Annotated in this window: 1 protein-coding gene; it reads left to right on the top strand. The window is 59.9% G+C overall.

Annotated elements, in window-relative coordinates; genetic code table 11:
* A partial coding sequence (locus tag J4G14_09130) for a hypothetical protein (GenBank protein MCE2457963.1) occupies positions 1–317 on the top strand: 317 nt, incomplete at both ends.

Raw genomic sequence — 317 nt, 5'->3', positions numbered from 1 at the left:
GGGCATCAGCGGCGACAGGAACGCACTCGGCTACTTCGGGTTCGCCTACTACGCGGCCAACGCCGACAAGCTGAAGCTGATAGCAGTGGACAGCGGAAACGGCTGCGTCACCCCGGCCCTTGAGACGATCGCGGATGGAAGCTACTCACCACTATCTAGGCCTCTGTTCATCTACGTGAACAGGGAGAGCCTCGAGAGACCGGAAGTCAGGGACTTCGTTAGGTTCTACATGGTGCACGGCCGCAACCTCACGGCTGACGTTGGGTACGTACCGCTGGCGCAGCAGGCCTATCAGAACAACCTGGCCTTCGTGAAGT

This window comes from Dehalococcoidia bacterium (assembly GCA_021295915.1).
Lineage (GTDB): Bacteria > Chloroflexota > Dehalococcoidia > Lucifugimonadales > UBA1123 > VXRN01.
Note: the sequence above shows the minus strand (reverse complement) of the source record. Positions and strands in the feature narration are given on the sequence as shown.